Origin of the sequence: Paractinoplanes ferrugineus (assembly GCF_016862195.1) — a bacterium.
Taxonomy (GTDB): Bacteria; Actinomycetota; Actinomycetes; order Mycobacteriales; family Micromonosporaceae; genus Actinoplanes; species Actinoplanes ferrugineus.
In genome coordinates this window covers 15,884-42,084 of the sequence record NZ_BOMM01000085.1, presented here as the reverse complement: position 1 = coordinate 42,084, position 26,201 = coordinate 15,884, and the positions used below count along the sequence as shown (strand labels likewise).

At 69.7% G+C, this 26,201-nt stretch carries 26 protein-coding genes; 10 read left to right on the top strand and 16 right to left on the bottom strand.

Annotated features, from left to right (window positions below; all coding sequences use genetic code 11):
- Positions 1-165: 165 nt before the first annotated feature.
- From Afe05nite_RS41110 to Afe05nite_RS41095, 4 genes are all read right to left on the bottom strand, one after another.
- The gene (locus tag Afe05nite_RS41110) at positions 166-915 is read right to left on the bottom strand and encodes a hypothetical protein (protein ID WP_203822771.1); all 750 of its coding nucleotides are present in this window, start codon (positions 913-915) and stop codon (positions 166-168) included.
- Between the two features lie 293 nt (positions 916-1,208).
- A complete protein-coding gene (locus Afe05nite_RS41105) occupies positions 1,209-2,414 on the bottom strand; it encodes a pyridoxal phosphate-dependent aminotransferase (RefSeq protein ID WP_203822770.1) in 1,206 nt (401 codons plus the stop codon).
- A gap of 434 nt (positions 2,415-2,848) precedes the next feature.
- Entirely contained in the window at positions 2,849-3,154 is a 306-nt protein-coding gene (locus Afe05nite_RS41100; protein WP_203822769.1) for a hypothetical protein, read from the bottom strand.
- Between the two features lie 57 nt (positions 3,155-3,211).
- A complete protein-coding gene (locus Afe05nite_RS41095) occupies positions 3,212-3,532 on the bottom strand; it encodes a DUF2283 domain-containing protein (RefSeq protein WP_203822768.1) in 321 nt (106 codons plus the stop codon).
- Positions 3,533-3,637: 105 nt separating this feature from the next.
- Between Afe05nite_RS41095 and Afe05nite_RS41090 the strand changes: the two genes are divergently transcribed.
- Positions 3,638-4,132: a MerR family transcriptional regulator gene (locus tag Afe05nite_RS41090; RefSeq protein ID WP_239118597.1), complete on the top strand. Its 495-nt coding sequence runs from the start codon at positions 3,638-3,640 to the stop codon at positions 4,130-4,132.
- A 91-nt stretch (positions 4,133-4,223) separates the two neighbouring features.
- The gene (locus Afe05nite_RS41085; protein WP_239118596.1) at positions 4,224-5,090 is read left to right on the top strand and encodes an alpha/beta fold hydrolase; all 867 of its coding nucleotides are present in this window, start codon (positions 4,224-4,226) and stop codon (positions 5,088-5,090) included.
- 28 nt (positions 5,091-5,118) lie between these two features.
- On the opposite strand, the gene Afe05nite_RS41080 is transcribed toward Afe05nite_RS41085, so the two are convergent.
- Positions 5,119-5,574 carry an SRPBCC family protein gene (locus tag Afe05nite_RS41080; RefSeq protein ID WP_203822766.1) on the bottom strand — a complete coding sequence of 152 codons (456 nt, stop codon included), beginning with the start codon at positions 5,572-5,574 and terminating at the stop codon, positions 5,119-5,121.
- Between the two features lie 74 nt (positions 5,575-5,648).
- Between Afe05nite_RS41080 and Afe05nite_RS41075 the strand changes: the two genes are divergently transcribed.
- Complete coding sequence (locus Afe05nite_RS41075) at positions 5,649-6,296, top strand: TetR family transcriptional regulator (protein WP_203822765.1); 648 nt, start codon at positions 5,649-5,651, stop codon at positions 6,294-6,296.
- Between the two features lie 39 nt (positions 6,297-6,335).
- Here Afe05nite_RS41075 and Afe05nite_RS41070 read toward each other — a convergent pair whose 3' ends face one another.
- The 3 genes from Afe05nite_RS41070 to Afe05nite_RS41060 all read right to left on the bottom strand — a co-directional run bounded on the left by Afe05nite_RS41070 (position 6,336) and on the right by Afe05nite_RS41060 (position 7,982).
- Complete coding sequence (locus tag Afe05nite_RS41070) at positions 6,336-6,782, bottom strand: PH domain-containing protein (protein WP_203822764.1); 447 nt, start codon at positions 6,780-6,782, stop codon at positions 6,336-6,338.
- Between the two features lie 154 nt (positions 6,783-6,936).
- The gene (locus Afe05nite_RS41065; RefSeq protein WP_203822763.1) at positions 6,937-7,254 is read right to left on the bottom strand and encodes a hypothetical protein; all 318 of its coding nucleotides are present in this window, start codon (positions 7,252-7,254) and stop codon (positions 6,937-6,939) included.
- A 62-nt stretch (positions 7,255-7,316) separates the two neighbouring features.
- Positions 7,317-7,982, bottom strand: coding sequence for a TetR/AcrR family transcriptional regulator (locus Afe05nite_RS41060; RefSeq protein ID WP_203822762.1), 666 nt, complete (start codon positions 7,980-7,982; stop codon positions 7,317-7,319).
- 82 nt (positions 7,983-8,064) lie between these two features.
- Here Afe05nite_RS41060 and Afe05nite_RS41055 point away from each other — a divergent pair, with 82 nt between their 5' ends.
- Positions 8,065-9,201, top strand: coding sequence for an FAD-dependent oxidoreductase (locus Afe05nite_RS41055; protein ID WP_203822761.1), 1,137 nt, complete (start codon positions 8,065-8,067; stop codon positions 9,199-9,201).
- A 33-nt stretch (positions 9,202-9,234) separates the two neighbouring features.
- On the opposite strand, the gene Afe05nite_RS41050 is transcribed toward Afe05nite_RS41055, so the two are convergent.
- Positions 9,235-9,393: a hypothetical protein gene (locus tag Afe05nite_RS41050; RefSeq protein WP_203822760.1), complete on the bottom strand. Its 159-nt coding sequence runs from the start codon at positions 9,391-9,393 to the stop codon at positions 9,235-9,237.
- Between the two features lie 61 nt (positions 9,394-9,454).
- Positions 9,455-9,664, bottom strand: coding sequence for a hypothetical protein (locus Afe05nite_RS41045; protein WP_203822759.1), 210 nt, complete (start codon positions 9,662-9,664; stop codon positions 9,455-9,457).
- A 333-nt stretch (positions 9,665-9,997) separates the two neighbouring features.
- Between Afe05nite_RS41045 and Afe05nite_RS41040 the strand changes: the two genes are divergently transcribed.
- Positions 9,998-10,402 carry a hypothetical protein gene (locus Afe05nite_RS41040; protein ID WP_203822758.1) on the top strand — a complete coding sequence of 135 codons (405 nt, stop codon included), beginning with the start codon at positions 9,998-10,000 and terminating at the stop codon, positions 10,400-10,402.
- Entirely contained in the window at positions 10,392-11,246 is an 855-nt protein-coding gene (locus Afe05nite_RS41035; protein ID WP_203822757.1) for a class I SAM-dependent methyltransferase, read from the top strand. Before Afe05nite_RS41040 ends, Afe05nite_RS41035 begins: the two co-directional genes overlap by 11 nt.
- A 228-nt stretch (positions 11,247-11,474) precedes the next feature.
- On the opposite strand, the gene Afe05nite_RS41030 is transcribed toward Afe05nite_RS41035, so the two are convergent.
- The 5 genes from Afe05nite_RS41030 to Afe05nite_RS41010 form a co-directional block, all read right to left on the bottom strand.
- The gene (locus Afe05nite_RS41030; protein WP_203822756.1) at positions 11,475-12,815 is read right to left on the bottom strand and encodes a DUF2079 domain-containing protein; all 1,341 of its coding nucleotides are present in this window, start codon (positions 12,813-12,815) and stop codon (positions 11,475-11,477) included.
- Between the two features lie 42 nt (positions 12,816-12,857).
- Positions 12,858-14,000 carry a chromate efflux transporter gene (gene chrA, locus Afe05nite_RS41025; protein ID WP_203822755.1) on the bottom strand — a complete coding sequence of 381 codons (1,143 nt, stop codon included), beginning with the start codon at positions 13,998-14,000 and terminating at the stop codon, positions 12,858-12,860.
- Position 14,001: 1 nt separating this feature from the next.
- On the bottom strand, positions 14,002-14,751 hold the full coding sequence (locus Afe05nite_RS41020; RefSeq protein ID WP_203822754.1) for an arsenate reductase/protein-tyrosine-phosphatase family protein: 750 nt from the start codon (positions 14,749-14,751) through the stop codon (positions 14,002-14,004).
- 120 nt (positions 14,752-14,871) lie between these two features.
- Positions 14,872-17,085, bottom strand: coding sequence for a pectate lyase-like domain-containing protein (locus Afe05nite_RS41015; RefSeq protein WP_203822753.1), 2,214 nt, complete (start codon positions 17,083-17,085; stop codon positions 14,872-14,874).
- 173 nt (positions 17,086-17,258) lie between these two features.
- Complete coding sequence (locus Afe05nite_RS41010) at positions 17,259-18,056, bottom strand: SigB/SigF/SigG family RNA polymerase sigma factor (RefSeq protein WP_203822752.1); 798 nt, start codon at positions 18,054-18,056, stop codon at positions 17,259-17,261.
- Positions 18,057-20,177: 2,121 nt separating this feature from the next.
- On the opposite strand from Afe05nite_RS41010, the gene Afe05nite_RS41005 reads away from it, so the two are divergent.
- The 4 genes from Afe05nite_RS41005 (at position 20,178) to Afe05nite_RS40990 (ending at position 24,584) form a co-directional block, all read left to right on the top strand.
- Positions 20,178-22,151, top strand: a complete 1,974-nt coding sequence (locus Afe05nite_RS41005; RefSeq protein WP_239118595.1) for a bifunctional copper resistance protein CopD/cytochrome c oxidase assembly protein — start codon at positions 20,178-20,180, stop codon at positions 22,149-22,151.
- 75 nt (positions 22,152-22,226) lie between these two features.
- A complete protein-coding gene (locus tag Afe05nite_RS41000) occupies positions 22,227-22,817 on the top strand; it encodes a copper chaperone PCu(A)C (protein ID WP_203822750.1) in 591 nt (196 codons plus the stop codon).
- A gap of 55 nt (positions 22,818-22,872) precedes the next feature.
- A complete protein-coding gene (locus tag Afe05nite_RS40995; protein ID WP_203822776.1) occupies positions 22,873-24,045 on the top strand; it encodes a Dyp-type peroxidase in 1,173 nt (390 codons plus the stop codon).
- Entirely contained in the window at positions 24,042-24,584 is a 543-nt protein-coding gene (locus tag Afe05nite_RS40990; protein WP_203822749.1) for a copper resistance CopC family protein, read from the top strand. Before Afe05nite_RS40995 ends, Afe05nite_RS40990 begins: the two co-directional genes overlap by 4 nt.
- 78 nt (positions 24,585-24,662) lie before the next feature.
- Here Afe05nite_RS40990 and Afe05nite_RS40985 read toward each other — a convergent pair whose 3' ends face one another.
- The gene (locus Afe05nite_RS40985) at positions 24,663-26,117 is read right to left on the bottom strand and encodes a PepSY-associated TM helix domain-containing protein (RefSeq protein ID WP_203822748.1); all 1,455 of its coding nucleotides are present in this window, start codon (positions 26,115-26,117) and stop codon (positions 24,663-24,665) included.
- Between the last annotated feature and the right edge of the window lie 84 nt (positions 26,118-26,201).

Genomic DNA, 26,201 nt, shown 5'->3' with positions numbered 1-26,201 from the left:
GGCTCAATCTGACCGGCGGACATGCCTCCGTTCCGACTGGGCTGAGTCCCCATCTGCCGCTGTCCACGCTCAGGCCGCCCGCCATCACCCCCGGGTCGTCAACCGACGCGGACCGGCGTGCTGGCGTGCCGAACAGCGGATGTGCTTGCGGTGGAGTCGGGACCTTCACCTTGGGGTCTTGCGCGTTTGCTCCGCCGGCCGCAGTGGCCCGGCCACAGCCTCGATTAGCCGGCGGCCCTCCTCGTCGCGATACCACGCCATCACAGCTTCGCTGCGCTTTGCTTCGTAGGTCACGCGCCAGCCATGCACCGCAACGTGCTCACCGAGGTACCACCGGTTCCACTCGCACGATGCTTCAACGGCCTCGCCTACTGCGCTGCGAAAGGCATTTGAGTCGACAGCCAGTCCCCAGCCGGCGCCCTTTCCCCCGAGTTCAACAGCTTCCGACCAGGCTTCATCGGTGTAGACGCTCTGCCCCAAGGCGCAGGACTCGATCAGGTTGATGGCGCTGTCAGCAATCCAGTAATCCGGCTCAACCACGCCGAGGCGCCCGGTCGACCAACTTAGTGTGAGGGGGTAGCCCTCCTTGGATCCGACAACGGCCACGTGGTCACCGTCTTCGAGTTCATCCCACCCGGATGAGACGGAGCTGTCGAACTCATAAGGATGCCGGTGGGTGCCGTAGCAGCCTGGCCGTTCAGGGCAGAACGTCATCCCGCCGAATCGAGTGACGAAAGACGTCAAACGTTCCAGGCCGCCAGCTGGCCCTGGGACCACGTCACCGTCCACTCCGGTGCACTCATACCACCGGCCCGGGTCGACAAGTGAGTTCGGCGATCGCCAGCAATGTTCGTCGAGAAATGCCCGCGCCCGGTTACTCAGCGCGCCCGAATCGTCAAGGACATGGCGGATCACTGCACCATCGTAGAAGAGACTGGACGCACCGATCTGCCGCAGTCATCGCGCATCGGGAGGCGCGGCAGTCACTGTCCGTGGCCGCGAACAGGTGGGCGCATGCGCACTTCTGGCAGCCGAATTGAGAGCGACTCCGCCGGTCACCTCGACCATGCCTGGCCGGGCAGCGGTCGTGCCACCAGTAGATAAGTAGCCGAGATGATTGCGTGGACGTCGGCTCGCCGCAGCCGGGTCAGCCGGTACGGCATGCGTGCTGATCGCATACGCACCGCGCGTATTTGAGGCTTTCCCTCCTACTGGCGATAGGTGGCTAGGAAGGTCCGGATGCGACCGACCGCATCGTCGAGGACGTCGGTCGGAGCCAAGAAGACCAGGCGCAGATGATCCGGGGTGTCGATGTTGAAGCCGCTGCCGTGCGAGATCAGCAGATGCTGTTGCTCCAGCAGGTCAATCACTAGCCTCTCGTCGTCGTGGATCTTGTGGACGGCCGGGTCGAGGCGGGCGAAAAGGTAGAGCGCACCGGCCGGCTTGACGCAGTCGACGCCGGGGATCGAGACGAGCTCGCGCCACGCGTGGTCACGCTGTTCCAGCAGGCGGCCGCCGGGGCGGATCAGCTCGTCGATGCTTTGGTATCCGCCTAGCGCGGTCTGGATTGCATGCTGGGCCGGCACGTTCGGGCAGATCCGGAGGTTGGCCAGCAGCTGCAGCCCGTCCAGGTAATCCGTGTCCGAGCCGGTGAAACCGCTGGTGGCGAGCCAGCCGGAGCGGAAGCCGGCCGCCCGATAGACCTTCGACAGGCCGCCCATGCTGACCACCGGCACGTCCGGGGCGAGCGCCGCGATCGGGTGATGCGTGGCGCCGTCGTACACGATCTTGTCGTAGATCTCGTCCGCGAAGATCAGCAGGTCGTGCCGGCGGGCCAGTTCAATCATGCCGAGCAGGGTCTGTTCCGAATACACCGCGCCGGTCGGGTTGTTCGGATTGATCACCACGAGGGCGCGGGTGCGTTCGGTGATCCGGGAGGCCATGTGCTCCAGGTCCGGCTGCCAGCCCGCGCTCTCGTCACAGCGGTAATGCACCGCCTGCCCGCCGCACAGGTTCACCGCGCCGGTCCAGAGCGGGTAGTCGGGGCTGGGCACCAGCACCTCGTCGCCGGAGTCGAGCAGCGCCTGCAACACCATCACGATCAGCTCAGAGACCCCATTGCCGAGCAGTACGTCGTCTGGCTGCACGCTGGTCACGCCGAGGTTCTGGTAGCGCTGGGCAACGGCGACCCGCGCCGAGTAGATGCCCCGGGCGTCGCTGTACCCCTGCGCCTCGACGATGTTGTGCACCACGTCGGCGACGATCGGCGCGGGCGTGGCCAGCCCCCAGGGCGCCGGATTGCCCAGGTTCAGCTTGAGGATCCGGTGGCCGGCGGCCTCCAATTCCTGTGCGCGCCGCAGCACTGGGCCCCGGATGTCGTACCGGACACTTTTGAGCCGTTGCGCTTGCCGCATCTGACCTCCTCAACCGCGTGGACCCTCGTCTGGGGAAAGGCGCCCGTAGGCACGGTACTGCGGTTGCACTGAATCGGAACGCAGGCATCCTCATCTACCGCAGATAAGGCATGAATCTGGCGAACCGCCATGCTGGGAAGGTCAGCTTCGACTGCGTCTACTTGAGCAACGAGGAGCGGGCTGCGTCTCGACGGCCCCGCGGAAATGCGGTCAAGTCGGGCAACGAAACCTTCCTGCCGATCGGGTGGACCGACCCGAAGCCGTCGGCGCCCACCCGCTCCTGAGCCGGTAACGGTTTGCCGTTCTGAGTGTGTCCTGTGCCAAGCCCGCTTCTGCATGCAAGCGGGCTCGGTGTCGCGTTCAGGCTCGCACCGGGGTGGAGGTCGGCGAGCCGCATTGGCATCGGGGCCAGGTTCCGCGACGCTCGCGGCGGGTCAGTATGCCCACGGTGACGGGCCCTGTTTGATGACGCGGACGCCTGCCTCTTGGCTCACCGGCCACATCGAGAAGTGATACTCGATGTGGTCTCCTTCGTCTTCCGGGTCGTACTTCTTCGGTCGTCGGGGTGTTGGCATGTAGACGACCCGGACGCGGTATCGCCCTGGCGGTAGCGGCAATGGTTCTACCTCGTCGGGGAGTTCTGTTGCGCCAGTTACGGTCAACTTTCCGTCCGAGACGACGAAGGCCAGATGGTCGGCGTACGGCTCGAATCGGTGAACGACCAACCGATCATCAGTCACGGCCGGACGCTACCAAGATCGGCGAGTTGACCGCGAGCCTTCACAACGGCCGTGCGGTCAGAGCCGTTCTGCGGCATCAAGGGCCGTTTGACGAAGGAGTTCGATCGCGCCGATGACTTCCACCCCGAGTAGACGTCCGTCGGCATCGAAGTCGAGGACGATGTCGCCGGCCGGACGCTCAACGACGACGTTCTCGACGGCAGCCTCGTCGGCGATGTCCTCGAGCGCGAGGTACGCAGCATTCGCTTCTTCGTCGTAGGTGAGTTCCATGAGGCATTCCACCACGTTCCACGGCGGCGGGCGGCGCCCGACTTCGAGTAGGAGCTGACCGGCCGGAGCGCGACGGTGGAGCGGCACACCGGCTCGCTGATCGATCATCGATGACCATGCCGACCCGCAGTGATGGTGTTGACTTTGCCGGTGCGTCAAGGTCCAGCCTCGGAGGTAGGCCGGAGCGGGTCCGGCCGGTGAATGCGGGGGACTGTGGCAGTGGCCTGGTCGATCACCGAGGTGGCGCAGATGGCGGGGGTCACTTCCCGCACGCTGCGGCACTACGACGCGATCGGCCTGTTGACGCCGGCCTATCTCGGCGCCAACGGCTACCGCTTTTACGAGCAGCCACAAATGCTGCACCGTGACCGGGTGGAGGCCCTGCGGGTGCACCAGGAATGGCTGCGTACTGAACAGCAGCGCCTGGCCCGCCTGGCCGCCACCGTCGCGCGCACCATCAAGCACTTGGATCTTCAGCTTCTGCGCTCCGGCGTGGCACCGGAGGCTCCGGAGGCGCTCGACGTCATCGCGGAGCATCACCGCGCTGTCGCCCGGCATTGGAGCCCGGACACGGCGAGCTACGCCGGCCTGGGGGAGATGTACCTGAGCGACCCGCAGTACCGCGCCCGCTACGACGTCCAGGACCCGGCCCTGGCGCAGTACTACCGCGACGCCATCACCGCCTTCGCTCAGCAGCGCTTGAACTGATCAACGCATCCGCCAGAGGACGGGCGGTGCCGAAGTGCGAGGGATGGAAGTCCACCCTGGACGAGATGGCGGAGTTGGTTGGTCTGCTTGGATGGCAGTCATGAGCCTGCCGGTGACGTTCGAGCTGACCCGCGGCGACGCCCGGGTCCTGAGGTACTGCCTGTACGGTCCGGCGGACGGGTTCCCGGTCATCTCGCACGGCGGATCCCCGAGCAGCCGATGGAAGCTGCCCCACGTCGTCGAGGCGATGGAGCGCAGCAGGCTACGACTGCTGGTGTACGACCGGCCCGGCTACGGCGGCTCGACCCGGCAGCCCGGGCGCTCGGTGGCCGACGCCGCCGAGGACGCGCGTGCCCTCGCCGACGCGTACGGCTGGCAGCGGTTCGGTGTTTTCGGTGGCTCCGGCGGTGGACCGCATGCGCTTGCGTGCGCGGCTCTACTCGCCGACCGGGTCACCCGATGCGCGGTGCTGTCCGGCATCAAACCCGCCGATCCCGGTGCGGCGCACTCGGACGAGACCGCACTGCGATCGCGGCTCGCCGCGCGGGCGGCGGAGATCATGGCACTGATCGACGCCGGTGGCCCTGAGGTCCCGGCGGGACCGGGACCCGCCGCCCGTACCGATCCGGATGCGATGGCACGGCTCCGGGCCACGTTCGTCGACGGAACGGACGGCTGGCTCGACGACAGCCTCGCCTTCGGCCGGCCGTGGCAATTCGCCCCGGAGACGATCACCGTGCCGGTCGGCATCTGGCGAGGAACCCGCGACGCCAACGTCTCGCCGGAACACGCCGACTGGCTGCTCGCGCACCTACCCACCGCGCGAGGCCACGTCTACGACGGCGGGCACCTACCCGACGCACCCGTGTACGGCCACATCTACGACTGGCTGCACCCGGATACCCGCCACCCCGCCGAGGTGCCGGACGCCGCGGTCCCGAGCAGGTTGCCGTCGTGACCGACTCGGCGGCGGTGGCCGGGCTTCGTCACGAACTCGTTGCTGGTCGTCGATAGGTCTGCTCGAGGACGGCCGGAACGGCGACCGTCAACATCTTCCGCCGTACCGAACTCAGCAGCTTCGCCATGAAGAATCCGCCGACGCCGGCGAAGCCGGTGTGCTCCCAGGTGAACCGGGTGCCGGTCGGCGACTCCTCGAGCCGGTACGCCACGAAGCTGGGCGCGGCACCCTCGTCCCCGACCCACGTGTAGCGCAGCAGGCGAGGCTCGGCTACCTCGAGAACCTCGCAGTCGACGATCCCGCGCCAGCCCATGACCGGCTTCGCGATCAGCCGGAAGTGCGTGCCGGCGACGGGTTCGAAGCCTTCGGGGCGCCCGCCCTGCCCGGTGACGGTCCACTGGGCGACGAGTCCGGGTTCGGTCAGCACTCGCCAGACCTGCTCGATCGGGTACGGGTAGTCACAGACGATGCGGAACTCACTCATCAGGCCTCCATATTTACTGCCGCTATAAATTTACTGTAGCAGTAAAATTTCTGGCACTGTACTACGCTTGGCCGATGACCGAAGGGCTCCGGGAGCGTAAGAAACGTGCGATGCGCCGCCAGCTGTCCGACACCGCGGCGCGCCTGTTCCTGCGGCACGGTTTCGACGCGTTCCGGGTGACCGACGTCGCGGACGCCTGCGGCGTCTCGGAGAAGACGGTCTTCAACTACTTCCCGACCAAGGAATCCCTGGTCCTGGATCAGTTCGAGTCCACCATGTCGGCCCTGCGCACCGGCCTTGCCGATGCCGCGGTGCCGCCGGTGCGGGCGGCGCTGCGCATCCTCGACGCCGAACTCGCCGCCATGACCGCCGGCCTGGCCGCAAGCGGGGACCGGGACTCGGCGATCGCCGACTACCGGCGCTTCGGCGAGTTGATCGACGCCACCCCGTCGCTGCGCGCCTACCAGAGCGACACGATGGACCGCTTCGTCGCGGTGGCGGCGGAACTGCTCGCCGAGCGGGTCGGTCTGAGCCCCGGCGACCCCGAACCGCAGATCGCCGCCACGGCGCTGCTCGGCCTCTGGCGGGTCCAGTTCCAAAGCCTGCGCCGGCACCTGGCTGCCACCTCGGATCCCGCGAAACTGCGCGACCAGGTCACCGCCGAGGTCAACCGCGCTGCCCGGCTCATCGAGAACGGCCTGACCGCGAGCTGGCCGTCATGACCTGCCGCAGGTGGGTGTAGGTGGCTCGGCGCCCGTTCGTCAGGCGACCGGGGCCTGCTGCAGGGCCTGGGCCAGAGCCTCGGCGTTCTTCTTGTCGACCCGCGGGAACGTCAGCGCCAGGCCCTCGCCCTGCGTGCCGAAAGCAATGCGGACCAAGCTCACGACGCCGGTCTTGAACTCGGCCAAGGACACGATCTCGCGGGGGACATCGCTGAGGATCTCCTTGCCGGGGCGGCCGAGGAAGCCCTGCGGGATGAAGATCAGGCGGCGATTCGTCACGATGATGAACTGCTTCTTCGCCTGCAGCAGTCGCCGGGTCGCGACCGATCCGACGCCGGCGTTCAGCAGCCCCTCCCGCGCGACCGCGCCGAATCGACCGGAGTCGAATGTGCCGACCATGGCGCGGGTGGCGAGGATCGCCACCTCACCCGGCTGGAGCATGTGCGCGACCTGCTCGATGGCGCGGGTCTGGAGCTTCTGGTTCATGGGTCCCGTTTCGATCTGTTGACAACCCCGGCGACGCTAGATCCGGCAAGCACTTCCAGAAGATCGTCTGATCGGTCAGATCACAGCCGACCAACGAGGCCGCGAAGGAGGCGATCGACCTTCCCGGGGATGCGCGGAACAGGGCTTCGTCAGGTCACCGAGTCTGTGTCTCGTATTCGACCGGCCGAGTCGGCGGCCCTACATACTCCGTCAGCGAGAAGTTGTCGCCCTCACCGCGATGCACGGTTACGGCGCACTCGCTCCCGTCGTCGAATCCGAGAGTGAAGACCGGATCCAGTTCGCACAGGAACGCAAATCCTTCACGTATGTCGTCGTCGGCCCCCGACAGGTGCCCGGCCCCGGCCCAGCCCGCCTCGATGGGCGTGATGACTACCAAGACCGCGACGGAAGCAAGGCGGGTGGCGGAGTTCGCCCACCAGTCCAGGTGGCAACGCGCCTCGAAGACATCCACGCCCGCCATGCTCCAACAAGGGCCGAGCACCCTGCCACGCCGGGCTGCTGGGCCGCCGCCGCTTATCCGCGGGCGGTGATGCCGGTCAGGAAGATGTCGACGCCGGCGAGGAACTGGGCGCGGTCGTCATGTTCGGGCAAGTGCGAGGCCGCGTCCTGCACGATCGGGTCCGGGTCGTGCTGCGCCCACCGGGCCGCCAGATCGTCGAGGTAGGCCTTGCGATCCGGGTCGCTGGTCACGCGCCGGGGGCCGGCGGCGTATTGCGCTGTCGCGCCGAGAATGTAGTTGACCAGCGCTGAGCCGGCGTCCGCCCGAGCCGGTCCGGGCACGCCGAGACGCTGCAGCTGCGACCCGATGCTCTTCCAGATCCGGAAGACGGCGGGTTGTCCTGGCTCGCGGGAGAGCTGGGTCCCGACCCACGGGTGGGCGTCGATCGCGTCGAAGATCCCGAGCGCGAGAAGCCGGATGGACTGTTCGGGGTCTTCGTCGTCGCCGGCTCCCGCGGTCACCCGGCCCACGATGTCGTCGGCGGCCGAGGCGAGCAGGCCCTCCTTGTTGGCGACGTGGTGATAGATCGCGCCGCGGCCGGTCGACAGGTGAGCCGTCAGCGAGCGGACCGTCAGGCCCGCCTCTCCCGTCGCGTCGAGCACCTCGATGGCCGCCTCGACGATGCGGCCCCGGGACAGCGCGTCACTGCGCCTGGCGTTTCGCGGCGTGGGAGGGGTCATACCGATCATCTTGACATAGTTGGACCGCTGGTCCAATCTTGAAATTGGACCAGCGGTCCAAACTTCCTTCGAGAGGATCGACATGACTTCACCCGTGACGATCGTCGGCGCCGGCCTAGGCGGCCTGACCCTCGCCCGCGTCCTGCACCTGCACGACGTGCCGGTCACCGTCTACGACGCCGACGAATCGGCCCGGGCCCGCACTCAGGGCGGCCAGCTCGACCTGCACGAGCACAACGGTCAGCGCGCACTCGCGCTCGCCGGGCTCACCGAGGAACATCGCGCGATCATCCACCCGGGCGGTGGCGCGCAGCGAGTCCTCGACCGGCACGGCACGGTGCTCGCCGAGGTCCCCGACGACGGGTCCATGGCCCGGCCGGAAGCACTGCGCGGCGACATCCGGCGCATCCTGCTCGAGTCACTGCCGGCCGGCACCGTGAAGTGGGGCAAGAAGCTCGTCGCGGCGATCCCCCTCGACGCCGGCCGGCACGAGCTCACCTTCGCGGACGGCTCGACAGTCGTCAGCGAGATCCTGGTGGGTGCCGAGGGGACCTGGTCGCGAGTAAGAACGTTGCTGTCGGACGAGAAGCCGACCTACGCCGGCATGAGCTACATCGACACCTACCTGCACGATGTCGACGACCGCCACCCCGACGCGGCCAAGGCCGTCGGCGACGGCGCGATGTACGCGCTGGTTCCCGGCAAGGGATTCCTCGCCCACCGTGAGGCAGGCAACGTCATCCACACCTACGTCGTGCTCAGCCGGCCGGTCGAGTGGTTCGCGGACATCGATTTCGCCGACGCCGACGCCACGAAGACACGGATCGCCGCGGAGTTCGAGGGATGGGCGCCGGCCCTGACCGCCCTGCTCACCGACGCCGACACGACGCCGGTCCGGCGCAGCATCCACCGGCTCCCCGACCGCCACCGATGGGCCAGGACGCCCGGCGTGACACTGCTCGGCGACGCCGCGCACGTGACCCTCCCCGGCGGCGAGGGCGCCAACATCGCCATGCTCGACGGAGCTGAGCTCGGCGAGGCGATCGCCGCCCACCCCGGCGACCCCGAGGCCGCCTTCCACGCGTACGAGGAGGTGATGTTCGCCCGCAGCGAGGCCGAAGCGGTCGCCGCGCGCGAGACCATCGACCTGATCTTCGGCGCCGGTGCACCGCACGGACTCGTCGACCTGTTCAACGGCACCGACCAGGACGGCGATTGAGTCCGGCGGCGCGCTGAACGCCGCGCGACCCGATCAGGGGCCTCGGCGAAGATCGAAACTGCGGACCGATCCCATCACGTCGACTCGCACCCGGCCGGCATCAATGTCGTACGACCACGGGGGCTCGACGAACGTCGTCCACAACTTCTCCCCGTCGACGGTCCACGCGGCCAGTTCCAACTCCGCGGACATGAGCACCACCTCCCCGTGCCGGCACCATCCCCAGAAGCCGAAGTCCGCCTCATCCACCCAGCTACGACGCCAAGCGGGGCCACTCGAGTCCCTGTTCGACCGCCACAAAGACATAGCCGGCTGGTCCGTCGTGGTCGTCGGCCTGCTCGAAGTGCTCCGAGAGCTCGGCATGGTGCTGGTAATCCGTGATCGCGATCGGCCGGGCAAGGCCCACCAGGACGCCGACGTCACCGACATGGACGGCTATCGGGCTGCTCTGCTGATCATCCACCGGACAATCGTGCAGGAGGACAGGCCCGCCGACCCACCTGTTTCGAGCGGGAGAAGCGCGGCGCTGTGCGAGGATCTGCGGCGTGACGGCATCGGGGGTGCGCCGGGCCGGCCGGCTCCGTCGGGCGGCCGGGTCCCGGACTCTGGTGCGAATCGAGCGGTCTCCGCGCAGTGCTGACCGGGTCGACGGCTACACGGTCACCGGCGTCGGCGGCAGCGGTGCGGGGGCCGGGGCGGCGGCTTCGTCGTCGCGGTGGGTTCCAAGTGGGCCTTGATCGCGCGTACCGGTGATGGCGGCTTTTTCGAGGGTTGGGTCGCCGTCCGCGTCCGGGATGTGGTGAAGGTCAGGAAGGACCGCTCGTTCGAGGGGCGTTTCGCCCGGACCCGGCCCGAGTGGCCACCGACCGCGCCGGCGGGCCTTGACCTGGACACGACGGCGGGTCTGCTCCGGGGTCTGAGCGGGATCGCGCCGTTGCTCGCCATCGGGCAGGAGAGGCGGTTCAGGTCGCAGAGGGTGTGGATCGGTGTCGTCGACGAGGTCGCCGAGGGGTGGCTGTGGCTGCGCCTGGTTTGCCCGGACGCCACCTGGCGCAAACGGCCGCTCGGCTACAAACTCGGCCGGATCACCCAGGTCTTCGTCTCCGATCGTTACCTCACCGCCCTCGCGGTCATCGCCGGACCGGCCCCGAGCACTGCCGGAACGGCTCTGGCTGCCGCGGTCCGCGCGGATGAGACTTGACCCTATGGAGCCGACCGGTCAGGTGAGCAGGAGCGCGCGGGTGGCGGCGGTCTTCGACCGGGTCGCCGACGTGTACGACAACGTGGGCGTGCCGTGGTTCACGCCGATCGCCGAGCAGCTGGTGCGCCTCGCGTCGCCGGGCGGCGGTGCGCGGGCCCTCGACGTGGGCTGCGGGCGGGGAGCCGCCACGGCCGCGCTGGCGCGTGCGGTGGGCCCCGGCGGGCACGTGACCGGCATCGACCTGTCGCCGCGCATGGTCGAGGCGTGCGCGGCCCACGTCGCCGGCCTCGGTCTGTCGAACGTCGACGTGCGGGTCCAGGATGCCTCCGCGCCGTCGTTGCCGGCCGCCGCGTACGACCTGCTGGTCTCCTCTTTGGTGGTGTTCTTCCTGCCTGACCCGCTCGCCGCGCTGGTCGCCTGGCGGCGCCTTCTCGCTCCGGGCGGGCGGCTGGCGATCTCCACCTTCGCCGGCCGTGATCAGGTGTGGGAAGCGGTCGACGCGGTTTTCCAGCCGTATCTCCCGGCCGGCATGCTCGACGCGCGCACCACCGGCGCCACCGGGCCGTTCGGCCACGACAGCGGCGTCGAGGAGCTGGTCGCGGCGGCCGGCTACACCGAGGTGCGGACGACCCACTTCGACATCGAGGTGGTTTTCACCGACGTCGACCAGTGGTACGCCTTCAGCCGATCGCACGGCCAGCGGGCGATGTGGGACGCCATCGCGAGCGCCGACCACGACACCGTCAAGGCCATCGCCGGTGACCACCTCGAACAGGCCCGCGGCGCCGACGGCCGGATCCGGCTGCATCAGCGGGTGCGCAATACCTTGGCCATCTCCAGCTGACCATGAGGGGGCCCGACTTCACCCGGTCAGTGGGGGAGGGGCCGCCGGCCGGACTCGCGTCTCCGCCGCACCCCGGCGGGCAACGTGGTCGAGGCTCAGGCGAGACGCTCGGCCGGCGACCGGGGCGCGGGAGGCGCCTACTTCAGGACTGGCTGCGGCGCATCAGAACAGCGCTCGGATTTCTGGTGACCACCTGGTACCGACCCGCGATGTCGGCGAGCTTGCTGTTTATCCACGCGTCGTCGGCGATGCTCTTGTCGAAAGCGTGCTGTAGACCACCCATTCGGGATCGGTGCCGTCGCCCGGATATCCCGGAAAGAAATAGACGGTGCAGCGCGACGTCAACTGGGCGGCAAGGCGATTGTCGGCCGCTACTGTCGATCCGTCGGGGATGCTTCGGAGAATTGCCTTCTCCGCTGCCACCTCGCGACTGATGTGCCAATTCTTGCCGTCGGTGAACCCATGGAGTTTTCCGGGGATCTGATAGGTGCCGATCACGGCTGTCGCCAGCATGATCAATGAGACACCCCATCGACGTCGCACGTCGCGTTGGAAGAAACGCAGCCTGGACATCGATTCAAGGGAGGCGATGAAGGCTATCGGCATCAGGATGGCGCTGTACTGGTAGGACATTCCCCAGTAGGGCGGGTTGGTGGACCAGAAACGCCATAACAATGTGGGTACAGCGACCAGGAAGATTGACGAGAAAGGCGCGAGCAGGCCTGACGGGATGAGAATCCAGGCGAAGGTCGTCCACTTGGTCGCAGGAGTGAAGAACCGGGCGATGGGGCCTTGGTCGCTGGGCGATTGGTTGAGCGAATAAGGGTATGCATGATAGGGATTGAAGGCCGGGACGACGAGCCCTACGATCGCTGTCCCGGAGACCGCCGCGAAGCCGATGAGCGCCGCTCCCAGGCGGCGTTGCCCGCGCAGCACGATCACGAGCCCGATCGCCGCCAGCGTCACCGGCAGATCTTCTTTCACGAAGACCAGCGGGATCGCCCATATCGCCGCACGTCGCCATCGCTCCTCGATGATGGCGGCCAGACTGAAGGAGACCATGGTGACCGCGAAAGCGACCTCGTGGAAATCGAAGGCGATCGCGGATTGCAGGGCCCAGGACAGGCCGTAGGCGAGGCCGACACCGAGGCCGGCGACGATGCCTCCGAATTTGATGGCGATCTTGGTGACGGGAATCGCCGAAGCGGCAATCAGGGTGGCCTGCGCCACGAGGAGCGTAATCGGGCTCGGAAAGATTCGGTAAAAAGGCGCGACAAGGATGAGGATCGGATGGAAATGGTCGCCGAACAGATTGAAACCCGGCCCTTTGATGGCCGAGATCGGCGCCCCGAGATGGGCATATCCACGAACCGCCTGCTCGAAGATCCCGAGGTCGTAGCCCGCTGTCAGTAGTCGCTCGTGCTTATTGATCGACCAGGCGCTGTAAATTATCAGAAAGACGGAAGCGACCAGGTAGGGTACGAACGATCTGAGTCTCCTGCGGGCGGAGCTCTCTGCCGAAGAATGTGGGGAGTCGGTCGACGCAGAGGTATAGGAGACGAGCGACACGACGCCATCGTAGCGGCTTGGGCGGATGGTCCTGGTCCGGCGTCAGTGCGGGAGCGGGCCGCCGGCCAGGACGATGACGACACCGGCGAGTGCGGCGCTGAGCAGGGTGAGCACGGGACCGCGGCGGACGAGAAGGACCAGGCCGGCGGCAGCGGCGAGAACGGCGAACTGCCACGGCTGGACCAGGGCGCGGGCCAGCGGTACGGCGGAGCCCAGGATGGCGCCGATCGCGGCGGGGCCGGCGCCGTCGAGGAAGGCGCGGACTCGCCGGTTCGCCCGCAGTTGGTCGAACCGGGGCGCGCCGAGCAGGATGAACGTGAAGGACGGGGTGAAGGCGAGCGCGGACGCGAGCACCCCGCCGGCGAGCCCGGCCGCGGCGTAGCCGACGACGGCGACGGTCTGCACGACCGGGCCCGGGGTGATCTGGCCGAGGGCGACCGCGTTGAGGAACTGCGGCCCGGTCATCCAGTGGTAGTGGTCGACGGCGTCGGCCTGCATGAGCGGGATGATCACGAATCCGCCGCCGTAGGAGAGGGCGCCGACCTTGAGCGCGACCCAGGCGAGCGAGAGCAGCACGCCGCCACCGGCACCGGCCGCGACGGCCAGCGGCAACGCGGGCCGGCGTCGGGGCTCGGGCGCCGGCACCCGCTGCGCGAGCACCTCGGCCACGCCGCAGGCGAGCAGCAGCAGCACCAGCCAGGGGCCGACGGTGGCCGCCGCGGCGGTGCCGAGCAGCAGGTAGACGATCCACCGGAGGCGGTGCTGGGCGCGTTTCCAGGCAGCGGGCAGGAGGCTGACCCCGGCATGCACGGCGACCGCCGCGACGGCCGCGCCCGCCCCGGCCCCGGCCGCCCGCACCCACACCGGCGGGCTGCCCCGCAGGAACAGCGCGGCCAGGGCGAGGATGACGATCAGGCCCGGAACGATGAACGCCGCCCCGCCGACCAGCGCGCCGGCCCGCCCGCGGACCCGCCAGGCGCAGAAGATGGCCAGCTGGGTCGAGGCCGGGCCGGGCAGCAGGTTGCAGGCGGCCACGGCGTCCTCGAACTCCTGCGAGGTCAGCCAGCCGCGGTTGTCGACGCAGAGCTCGCGCAGCAGCGCGATGTGCGCGGGCGGGCCACCGAAACCGATGCAGCCGATCCGGCCCCATTCCTTGAGTACCGTTCCCAGGCCGACCTGTTCCACGTCAGCGCCCCGCGGCCTGGACGTCGTCGACCGGTCGGCGCGGGAAGGTGTGCAGCAGGAACCCGATGCGTTCGGTGAGCTCGTCGGCCAGCCGCTCGAACGCGGCCGGCTCGGCGGCCGGTTCGGCCAGGCTCCAGTGCGTCGGGCGGGGATGGCCGGGGAACTCCGGGCAGCTCTCCTTGACCCGGTCGCACAGGGTGATCACGCGATCGAAGTGCTCGCCGGTGAACTCGTCGAGATGCTTGGCGCGCGCGGCGCGCAGATCGAGGCCGCGGGCGGTCAGCACCGCGACGGCGTGCGGGCTTATCGGTTTGGGGCGGCTGCCGGCACTGTACGCCCGTACCGCGGGACCGCCGAGGTGAGCGAACAGGGCCTCGGCCATCTGGGAACGGGCGCTGTTGCCCGTACACAGAAAAAGCGCGCGCGGACCGGTGAGCCCGGCCGGCGGGGGTGGTTGGAGGCGCAGCGCCGGATGCAGGGCGTGCCCGGCGCCGGTCAGCAGGTCGGAGCAGCGGCGCAGATCAAGTGTGTAATAGGTGTCCCGGCCGTCGGCGCTGCTGCGCCGGGCTGCCACCAGCCCGGCCTTGCGTAGCTTGCCCAGGTGGTAGGAGACGAGGTTCTGCGGCTGGGCGACCAGGGCGGTGAGCTCGCGGACGGCCAGGTCGCTGTGGGCGAGCTCGGTGAGCAGCCGCCACCGCACCGGGTGCCCGGCCGCGGTCAGGAACGGCGGCACCGGCTCGCTGGATTCCACGCCCGGAGGTTACATCAAAATGATTTGATGCAATCCGGCGGGTGCTCAGTCCCCGGTCGTGTCCGGGGTGGCCGGTGGCGCTCGCCGGGCCCGATCGCTCGGACCCGGCGCCCGCCGGCACTACGGGAAATTGACCAGGTAGGAGTTGTTGTAGCTAGGCGTCGCGGCGGCGCCGGTGTTGTTGATGACGTGCGAGATCGTGCCGACCCCACCGAGCGACACGATCGCCATGTCGTGGAACTTCACGCCGGCGACCGCCGGCACCTCGAACGCGCGGGCCGAGGCCACCGAGTTGTTGACGTTGAAGAAGCAGTAGCTGCCCAGGCCCCAGGCCTCGAACGAGGTGACCCCGGACGCGACCTTGATCGCCGGGTAGCCCTGCGTCGAGCCGTTCATCCAGGCGGCCTGGTTCGGCGGGTCGTACGGCATCTCGTTCTGGAAGAAGATGATTCGGCCGTTGGCGCCGTTCCAGACGACCTCGTTCTTCTGGTAGTGCTCGACGAACAGGCCGGTGGCGAGGACGTTGTCACCGTTGACGGTGAGGCCGTTGTCGGCGGTGTTCACCGTCCAGCCGATCCCCGCGCCGTGGTCGGCACGCCACGCCCAGGTGTGGTCGATGATCGTGTCGTTGGTGTTGACGACCAGGCTGTTGGTGGCCTTGCCGGCGACCATGCCGCCGATCCGGAAGAACACGTCCTGCACCGTCGTCGGGTTGCCCGCGTGCGAGACCGCCGACTTGGCGGGGCCGACCTTGAGCAGGGTGTCACTGTTGGTGGTACCGGCATCGAAGAGAAGACCCTTGAGCCGTACGCCGTCCACATCGGCCACGTCCATCGCGTTGACCCCGTTGTCCGGGATGATGGTCGGGTAGCCGATGCCGAGGACCACGGTGTTGGCCTTGGTCACGTGCAGGGTCCGGTCGACGTGGTAGATGCCCGGGGTGAAGAACAGGTTGCAGCCGTTGGCGAGGGCCGTGTTGATGTTCGCCGCCGAGTCGCCCTGCTTCACCACGTAGAAGTTGCTCATCGGCAGCGAGGAACCCGGGGTGCTGCCGCCGGCCCAGCTCGGCCCGGCGGCGTTGGTGCGCAGCGACGGCAGGAAGACGCGGTACTTGCCGGCCGGGTCGAGGTAGAGGTAGGGCACGTCGCGCGACACCGGAGTGGTGGCCAGGGTCGTGTAACGCGGTCCGCCGGCCGGGTCGGTGTTGAAGTTGGTGGCCGGGGCGCCGTTCACACCCGAGAACACCATGTTCCAGTTGGAGCCGCTCCACGCGCCGTACGTGCTGTCCCGCGAGTACCACTGCTGCTGGGAGGCGGACTCGACAGTGCCGTCGATCTTGGAGTCGGCGATGTAGCCGCCGCTGGCCCAGCCGTAGCTGGCCGGGTAGGCGTTGAGGCCACCGACCACGTGCATCCGCCGGAACGGTGCGGCCTGCGCGACGGCCCAGCGGTTGGCGCCACCGAGCGAGTTGATCGACATGTTCTCGGCCGAGCGCCAGAAGTTCTGGGTCGCGTTGCCGGCGTCACTGGCGTTGAACGCGTCGACCGTCACGGCGCCGTTGACGCGTACGTCATCGGGATTCTGCCCCAGGCCCAGGATCGAGGTGTTGAAGCCCAGGTTGGCACCGACGTTGTAGGGCGTGCTGCTCGGCTTGAAGACCAGCGCGTCGCGGCGGGTGCCGAACTGCGCTGAGAGCGTGTCCTTCTGCGCGTTGAACACGCTGTCCAAAGAGGACTGGATGGTGGCGTCGGACATCGACCGGTCATAGATGTGTACGTTCGGGCCGAAGTCCGGGGTGTCGGAGTAGGCCGGGCACGTGCCGGTCGGCGGCGTCGTCCCGGTCGTGACCGTGAAGGCCTGCGCGGCGGTGCCGTTGCAGTCCCAGATCTGCAGCCGGGTCCCGTTCGCGGTGGCCCCGTTCGGCGCGTCCACGCAGCGGCCGGACTGCGGGTTCCTGAGCGAGCCGGTGGCCTGCTGGACCCACTGCTGCGCGCCGGTGCCGTTGCACTCCCAGAGCTGGAGCGGCGTGCCGCTGCCGGTCCCGCCGTTCGCCACGTCCAGGCAGCGGCCGATGGTGGTCAGCGCGGTGCCGCTCCAGCTCCAGTGCTGGTCGACGCTGTTGGTCTGACAGTCCCACAGCTGCACCGCGGTGCCGTTGACCCCGGTGTCGTCACCACTCACGTCCACGCACTTGCCGCCGGGGCCGGCGATGGTGTTCCCGGTGATGGCGGCCGAGGCGGCGGAGCCGCCACCGACCACTCCGAGTGCGGCCACGACAGTCAGCACCAGGGCCGCGAGCAAACCGCGCGGGCGCCGTCGAGGGACAACGTTCATCTGCCGTCCTGCTTCCTAACAGAGGGGATGTACCCGACGTTAGGAGAGCGCTCTCACCAACGTTTCCTAAATGTTTCTAGACCTTTTCAAGATGTCAAGGCTCCTACCTGTCCGTACCTCATGGTCTGCCTTTTGTCCCGGCCCCTCGGCTCTTTCGGCGCCCGGCGCCCCCGTCAGCGGCCGTCGTCGTTCAGCAGGGTCCGGAGCTTGGCCAGCGCCTGCGACAACAGCCGCGAGACGTGCATCTGGGAGATACCGAACTCCCGGGCGATCTCGCTCTGCGTCCGGTTGCCGTAGAACCGCAGCGACAGCATTCGCTGCTCCCGCTCGCTGAGCGTGGCCATCGCCGGGCCGAGGGCGATTCGCAGCTCGGCCAGCTCCAACTCGCTGTCCACGCCGCCGAGGGTGTCGCCGAGCTCCTGCCCGCCGTCCTCACCGACCGGCGTCGACAGGCTCGTCGCGCTGTAGGCCCGGGCCCCCTCGAGCCCCTCGAGCACGTCCTCCTCGCTCACCCGCAGGTGCGAGGCGATGTCCGCGACCGTCGGCGGACGCCCGAGCGAATGACTCAGCACGTTGTTGGCGGCCGCGATCGACATCCGCAACTCCTGCAGCCGGCGCGGAACACGGATCGCCCAGGCCTTGTCCCGGAAGTGCCGCTTGAGCTCGCCGAGAATCGTCGGAATCGCGAACGCGGTGAAGTCGGCCCCGTTGCCCGCGTCATACCTGTCGATCGCCTTGATCAACCCGACCAGGGCCACCTGCACAAGGTCGTCACTGGGCTCGCCCCGGCCGAAGTACCGTCGCGCCATATGCTGGGCCAGCGGAAGCCAGGCCTCGATAGCCCGCCGCCGAAGCGCGTCACGCGCCGGATCGTCGGCCACAGTGGCCGCCAGCGCCCGAACGAGCTCGACGCCCCTCGTGGTGTCGTCAGCACGCTGCGAACGCCGCACGGAAACAGCTGAAACCTGCATCAAGGTTCTCCTTGACAGAGCGGTCCCCGCCGCCGCAGCCAACATAGCCCTTCGGCCACCTAACGGCCACCCAAAAGGATGAGGCGTAGCCGCTCAGCCGGTAGATCCCCACCTTCCAGTGACCCCCGCTCCGTTCGGGCCGCGCCACGATCGCGCCCGCCCGGGTCCGCTTCCCCGGTCTGCTTCCCCCGGTTCTGCGCCCTGCTCGTCTGTGTCCCGATGGTTGGCCTCCCGCTGAGCTGCCTCCGCGGGCTGGGTTCCGCCGGCCTGCCTCCGTTGAGCTGCCTCCGCGGGCTGGCTTCCGCTAGCCTGCCTCCGCTGGGCTGCCTCCGCTGGGCTGCCTCCGCTGGGCTGCCTCCGCTGGGCTGCCTCCGCTGGGCTGCCTCCGCTGGGCTGCCTCCGCTGGGCTGCCTCCGCTGGGCTGCCTCTATGAGCTGGCTTTCGCCGGGCCTTGCTTCTACTGACCGCCGCGGGACACTGCGGGAGCATTTGACAACTATCAACCTTTTCGCCCGGATTACCCTCGACTGCGCCTGCCGGCCTGCTCCGCTCTGCCGTCGGGGCCACCGCTTGCACTTGCCGCCGGCGCCGGCGTTGACCGCTGGGTCGCGCTTCGGCGGTGACGGCAGCTTTCCCGGCATTTCGTCGAAACCTCCACCCCCTGTTCTTTGGCGTATTTCCTGCGTACCTCGGCAGTGTATTCCGCCCGCCGCTCTTTGGTCGCTTCTGTGCTCCGAAAAATTAGGAGTTGGCATGATCGACTGTTGGCGTGGCGCATTGTTGGGGCGGGATAATCTTTGCATGGAGTACCAGCAGCTCTCATTCTTCTCCCGGCCGGTGACGGTTGCTTTGCGGGATCGCACGAGGGCGCGTAATTGGTCGCCGGGCAATGATGAGTTTCGTCGCGAGCACGAGCGTCATCGGCGGTGGGGGCTCGCACGGCGCTACGGATGGAAGACGTGCCGGTCGCACGGTTGCTCGCGGCAGTGCGGCGAGTTGGGCCTGCACGATTCGGTCGAGGCGGTCCCGCCGTTGATCTGGCCGGCTGACGCGACTTTGACGCGCCGGCCGACGTCTCCGGCAGTTGCAGCCGAGCGTGACCTGTCGTCCGACGCGGCGCAGCCGGTTGTGGTCGACGCCGGGCAGGCGGAATCCGCGCCGCTGGGCGAAGCCGTTCCGCAGGCTGTCCCGGTGGCCCGGGCCGAGTCCGCGCCCGAGTTTGAAACAGCTGCTCAGGCGACTCGCGCAGCCCAGTCAAGGCCCGCGCGGCCGGCCGAATCCGTGGGGCCCCAGTCCATGCGGTCTGAGTCCGTGGGGCCCGAGTCCGTGCGGCCGGCCGAATTCGTGCGGTCTGGGTCCGTGCGGTCTGGGTCCGTGCGGCCTCGGACCGCCTGTCGATCCAGCTCCTTGGGTGGGGCGGGCCGCGCGAGCGGGGAGGGGTTCGCGGACCAAGGCGAGCCTGCAAGCCGCAAGGAGCCTGCGCGGCGGCGCGGTCCGGCTCCTCCGGGCGCTCCGGCTCCTCCCGGCGGTCCGGCTCTTCCGGGCGGTCCGGCTCTTCCGCGCGGTCCGGCTCTTCCGCGCGGTCCGGCTCCTTCGTGCGGTCCGCGCCTCCGGCCAGGCTTGCGAGGTGGGACCGGCCAGAAACGGGGGTCGTTCCGGTGCCGCGAGGTGGCTCACGTCGAGGTCGTGTGGTGGGTCGTCCCGGTGCGGCCAGGTGAGCTTCCACCTCGGATCGAGGATGTGCGGTGGGATGGGCCCCCGGCGAATCCGGCGCGGCGTGATCGAGGCGGATCAACTGCGCGAAAAGGCGATCCTCGTCTTACCTGCGATGCCTTTTCGTGAGCGTGTCAGGGCGGCACCGCGGATTCGCGATGTGGTGATGACGGCTTGGCTGAAAAAGTGCCGATGCGGGTCGGCGAGATTGGTGCTGAGGGAAACTGGGTCTCGCGCATTGATGGTGGATTGTGTGGCGAGATATATGCGCGGGAAATGATTCATGAAACGGGTTTGCGCGCACCTCGCGACGATGGGCGAGGGCCTGGAGGGGAGCGAGCTGAGGGACGGGCCACAGTGGGGAACTTTGGGGGCTGTGCGAACGACTGGGAGTACGTGCGTAGTGAGGTGAAGACGCCTGCCGTGCTGGCGGGGGCGGGGGGTGCGGCGGCGGCCGTGCTGGTCGGGGGGCTGTTGTTCGGTGGGGCGGTGGATGGGCGGGTGCTGCCGGGAATTCCGGCACCGGGTCGGCTGACCGAGTGGGCGCTGCCGGTGGTGACGATGCTGGCCGAGCTGGTGGGCGTGCTCACTGTGGGGTTTGCCGTCACCGCGGCGTTCCTGCTGCCCGGCGACGGCGGCAGCGTGGCCGCGCACGGGTGGCGGCTGCTGCGGCGGGCCACCTGGCTGGCGCTGGGCTGGGCGGTGCTGTCGGTGGGGCTGGTCTTTCTCACGGTCTCCGATCTTCTGGGTACGCCGCTGGAGGGCCTCAGCCGCCAGGCCGTACTCAGCTTCGCGTTCTCCGTCGCGCAAGGACAATCTCTGCTGTGGCAAGCCGCCCTGGCCCTGGCCGTGGTGGTGGTCAGCCGGGCCGGCGTGAGCCGCGGTGCCGCCGCACTCACCGCGGGCCTCGCGTCGGCCGCGTTGCTGCCGCCGGCGTTCACCGGCCACGCCGCCGGGGCCGGCAACCATCAGATCGCGGTCAGCAGCCTGGCCGTCCACGTGCTGTCCGCCTCGCTGTGGGTGGGTGGGCTCGCCGGGCTGCTGCTGGTGCGCCGGCACCGCCGGTTCGCCGACACCGCCGCCCGTTACAGCCGGCTCGCGCTCGGCTGTTTCACCGCCACCGCGATCAGTGGCGTCGTCAACGCGGCCGTCCGGCTCGGCACCTGGGACGCGTTATGGGCCAGCCGGTACGGGGCACTGGTGCTGCTCAAGGTGCTGGCCCTGCTGATCGTCGGGGTGCTCGGGGCAGCCCACCGGAGCCGTACCCTGCCGGCCCTGCGCGCCGCCCGGCCGCGGGCGTTCCTGCGCCTGGCCGCCGGTGAGCTGGTCGTGCTCGGGGCCGCCGTCGGTCTGGCGGTGGCGCTGTCGCGCAGTCCCACCCCGCAACCGAGCGAGGGCCCGGACCCGCTCGTCGAACTCCTCGGCTTCGACCAGCCCGGCCCGATCACGGCCGCCCGGCTGCTCGGGGGCCCGCTGCCGGACCTGTTCCTGCTGACCGCCGTGGTCGTCGGCATCGGCGCCTACCTGGCCGGGGTACGGCGGATGCACCGCGCCGGGCACCCGTGGCCGGTCGCCCGTACCGCCTCCTGGGTGGGCGGGCTGCTGCTGTTCTGGGCGATCACCGGCCTCGGCGTGGCGCGTTACGCGTACGTGCTGTTCAGCGTCCACATGATCCAGCACATGGTGCTCACGATGGTGGTGCCGATCCTGCTCGTCGGCGGCGCCCCGGTCACCCTCGCCCTGCGTGCGCTGCGCCGCCCGGCCGACCCGCAGGTGCGCGGCGCCCGCGAGTGGCTGCTGGTCGTGCTGCACAGCCGTTACCTGCGATTCCTCAGCCATCCGCTGGTCGCGCTCGGCATCTACGTGCTCAGCCTCTACGGCCTCTACATGGGTGGCCTGCTCGGCACGATCATGCGTTACCACCTCGGCCACCTGGCCATGCTCGTACATTTCGTGCTCGCCGGTTATCTGCTCTTCTGGGTTCTCATCGGGACCGATCCGGGCCGCCGCCAGGTCCACCCGGCGCTGCTCACCGTCGTGCACTTCCTGGCGATGGCGGCGCACGCGTTCTTCGGCTTCGTGCTGCTGCAGCAGACGTACGTGATCGCCGCCGACTGGTACACCGCGGTGCATCCGCCGTGGGCCGCGTCGCTTCTCGCCGACCAGCGCCTCGGCGCCGGTCTGGCCTGGGGCCTGGGGGAGGCCCCGGCGGTCGTGATCATGCTTCTTCTGGTCCGTCAGTGGATCCGTTCCGACGAGCGCGAGCAGGCGCGCCTCGACCGGGCCGCCGACCGTGCCGAGGCGGCGGGGGAGCAGGACGAGCTCGCTCGCTACAACGCGTTCCTCGCCGCGGCGGCCGACGCGTCCCGGCGCGCCGACTGACTCGCGGAAATTCTTCGGGGCCGGGAACTATCCGTCCGGTCGAGCAGACCAATGCTGCGAAGACCCCACCAACGGATGGATGTCATGAAAAATACACTTTCCATGGTTGTCGCGGCAGTGGGTGTGGTAGCCGCGCTCGGCCTGGCCGGATGCGGTGGCAGCAACGAGGCGAGCGGCAGCGGCAAGCCGGCCGGCAGCGCCGCCGGCCCGTCCGCGAGTGCCGCGGCCCTGACGATGAAGGATCCGTGGGTCAAGGCCGCCCCGGCCGGCGAGATGACCGCCGCGTTCGGTGTGCTGACCAACGGCACGGCCGCCGACATCACTGTGGTCTCCGCCGAATCGGCGGCGTCGCCGATGGAACTGCACGAGATGACCATGAAGGACGGACAGATGGTCATGCAGCCCAAGCCGGGCGGCTTCGTCATCAAGGCGGGCGGCAGCCACGAACTCTCGCCCGGCGGCGACCACCTGATGCTGATGAAGCCGGCCAAGGCCATCGAGGCGGGCGACGAGGTGGCGTTCACCCTCAAGCTCGCCGACGGTACGGCCGTTCCGTTCACCGCGATCGCGAAGCCGTTCGCCGGCGCCGGCGAGAGCTACGCGCCGGACATGAAGATGCCGTCCGCCGGCATGCCGATGGCGCCGACGACCAGCAGCGCCCCGTGATATCCCGCCGACTCGCGCACTGGCCGTCGGCGTCGGCGAACGGCGGGGCGCAGTGCTGAACCGCCGTCGCCTTCTCGGTGGGGCCGCCGTTGCCGGGCTCGGCACGGCGGCCGGGGCGGGCGCGGTCGCCGCTCTCGCCGGCCATGGGTCGCCGGTGCCGACCGCGGTCGCGACGCCGCTGGACACCGGCACCGCGACCGTCGCGTTCCACGGTCCACGCCAGGCCGGGGTGTCCGACGATCCGCCGGCGCACGCCGCTTTCGTGGCCTTCACCCTGCACCCCGGCACCGACCGGCGGGCCCTGACCCGGATGCTGCGGCTGCTCTCCGACGACGCGGCCCGGCTCACCCAGGGCGCCCCGGCGCTCGGCGACACCGACGCCACCCTCGCGGTGCTGCCGGCCCGGCTGACCGTCACCTTCGGCTTCGGGCCGGGGCTCTACCCGGCGGCCGGGCTCGAGGCGCCGGTCGCCGACCTGCCCCCGTTCAAGATCGACCGGCTCGACCGGCGCTGGTCCGGTGGGGACCTGCTACTGCAGATCTGCGCCGACGACCCGCTGACGGTGGCGCACACCCAGCGGATGCTGATCAAGGACGCCCGGCCGTTCGCCGCGGTCCGCTGGGTGCAGCAGGGCTTCCGGCGCAGCCCCGGCGTGCAGGCCCCGGAACACACTCAACGCAACGTGCTCGGCCAGCTCGACGGCACCGCCAACCCGCGCGGTGCCGCCGAGATCGACCCGGCCGTGTGGAACCCCGACGGCTCCAGCACCCTCGTCGTGCGGCGGATCCGGGCCGAGATCGAGAAGTGGGACATCCTGTCGGTGGCGGACAAGGAGAACGCGACCGGCCGCCGCCTCGTCTCGGGAGCTCCGTTGAGCGGCACCGCGGAGCGCGACGAGCCGAACTTCACCGCCCTCGACGAGTCCGGACTGCCGGCCATGCCCGACTACTCGCACGTGACCCGGGCCCACGTCACCGATCCGGAGCTGAAGATCCTGCGCCGGCCGTACAACTATGACGGCATGCCGAACGCGGCCGGGCAGCCGGACGCGGGGTTGATCTTCGCGGCCTATCAGCGGGACATCGTCCGGCAGTTCCTGCCGATCCAGCAGCGGCTGGCCGAGCGGGACCTGCTGAACGAGTGGATCACCCCGATCGGGTCGGCCGTCTTCGCGATCCCGCCGGGCTGCGCCGAGGGCGGCTGGATCGGCGAACAGGTGCTGGGGTGAGGCGGCTGCTGCTCGCCGCCGCCACCCTGCTCGTGGTGCTGCTGCCCGGCACCCCGGCGTGGGCGCACACCGCGCTGGTCACGTCGGACCCGGCCAGGGACGCCCGGCTGACCGCGGCACCGGCCGCGGTCAGCCTGGTGTTCAGCCAGAAACTCAACCCCGACTTCACCACGATCGTCCTCAGCGACGCCGCCGCGCGGCGGGTCCCGGCCTCGGCTCCGGCGATCGCCGACGCGCGCGCAACGATCACCCTGGAGCAGCCGCTCGGCAACGGCGTCTACACGGTCGCCTACCGGGTGGTCTCGCTCGACGGGCACACGGTGCAGGGCGCCTACCCGTTCACCGTGGCCGACCCGGCGTTGCCCGCCGCCGGCCGGGCTTCCGAAGCGGCCGCGGCAGCCCCGGACAGCTCCGCCGGCCTCCCCGCCCCGGTGCTGGCCGGGCTGGTCGCGGCCGGCATTCTCCTCGCCTCGCTCGGTGCCTACTTCGCACTGTCCGGCCGGCGCCGCGCCGCCCGCACCCGGGCGGAGAAGGGCTGACGCCGGCCCGGGTGCTGCCATCCACGGCAGCACCCGGGTTCCTGGTCACCGCGGCCGGGGCGGACCGGTGTCCGGCGGTCAGCTGCCGGCCGGGGCGGGGGAGACCGGGGTCTCCGGCGCGGGCCGGAAGTTCCGGCGGTTGCGGAGCTCGCCGAGCACGATGTCGGCCAGCAGGAACGCCAGCAGCGGCAGGCCGAGCAGCGGGACGAACCAGCCGGCCGCGAACACCAGCGGCACGCCGACGACGATGGCCCAGGGCGGCAGCTGCTGCCAGGCGCCGCGGCCGACCGGCGCGGCGCCCACGGTCCAGCGGCGGTCGGCGCGGGTGGGCCGGCGCTGCCACCACATCCGGTAACCCCAGACGAGCACGCAGCTCAGGCCGATCGCCAAGGCGGCCAGCAGCAGCTGGTTGGCCAGCCCGAACAGGTTGCCCATGTGGGCGTAGATGCCCCACTGGGTCAGCTTGGCCATGACCGGCCAGTCGGCGAAGTCGCTGCGGTCGGTGACCTTGCCGGTGGCGCCGTCCACGGCGATGCTGTCGCGCCCGAGCGGCCAGGTCGCCTTGTTCTCGGTGATCGTCCAGGCGGTGCCGCTGTCGGCGGGCACGGTCACCGCGACCGACCGGGTGATGCCGTTGTCGGCGGCGACCTTCAGCACCGAGTCGACCTGCGTGGCGGGGTCGGCGGCGCTCGGCGCGGCCGGGGCGGCGCCCATGCCGTGATGTCCGCCGGCGGCCGCGAGGCCGGCCCCGGTCAGCGTCGTGGCCACCGCGGGGCGGCTGCCCCGCAGCGCGTCCACCGCTTTGCCGAAGTTGGCGCCGGCATAGTCGGACCAGGTCAGGCCGGTGGCGGCGAGGAACAGCAGGCCCAGGGTCAGCCACGCACCCAGGGAGGCGTGGAAGCCGCGGGTCCGGCGTACACCTCGCCTGGCCTTGAAATCGGGGGTGAGCATGCGGCGCCCGCGCTGGCGGCGCCACCACAGGAGCAGCCCGCCGAGGGCGAGGACCGCCAGCCAGCTGGCGGCGAACTCCGAGTAGAGGTGGCCCCACTTGCCCAGATGCAGGCTGGTGTGCAGGTCGTCCAGCCACGTCTGGGTCGGCGTGCTGGTCCACCACGTGGTCAGTTGCCCGGTGACCGCGCCGGTGTACTGGTCGAGGTAGACCGTGTGGGCGTGCTCGGCGTCCAGCGCCGGCGAGCTGAAGTCGATCTGGGTGCTCCGCTCGCCCGTGCCGGGCCGGATCGCGATCACCGCACCCTCCGGATGGGTGGCCCGGGCCGTGGCCATGAGCTCGGACATCGGCCGGGCCGGGCCGCCCGGATCGGCGACGATCAGCTCGTCGGCGTAGACCAGCCGGTCGATCTGCGGCGAGAACACGAAGGCGAGGCCGCTGAGCGCGGCCAGCAACAGGAACGGCGCCACGAAGACACCGGCGTAGAAATGCAGGCGGAGCAGCAACGGGCCGAAACCGCGCGCGGGAGCGGTCAGCCGCCGGGGAATCCGCGCGGTTGGCGAAGGTGGAGCGGTCGTCGACATGGTCACCTCATGGGGCGGGGCTCGGCCGTGACGGCGGTCACTTGAAGCATTGGTCGGCACCCACCGGCGAACGGTTCCCGCGTG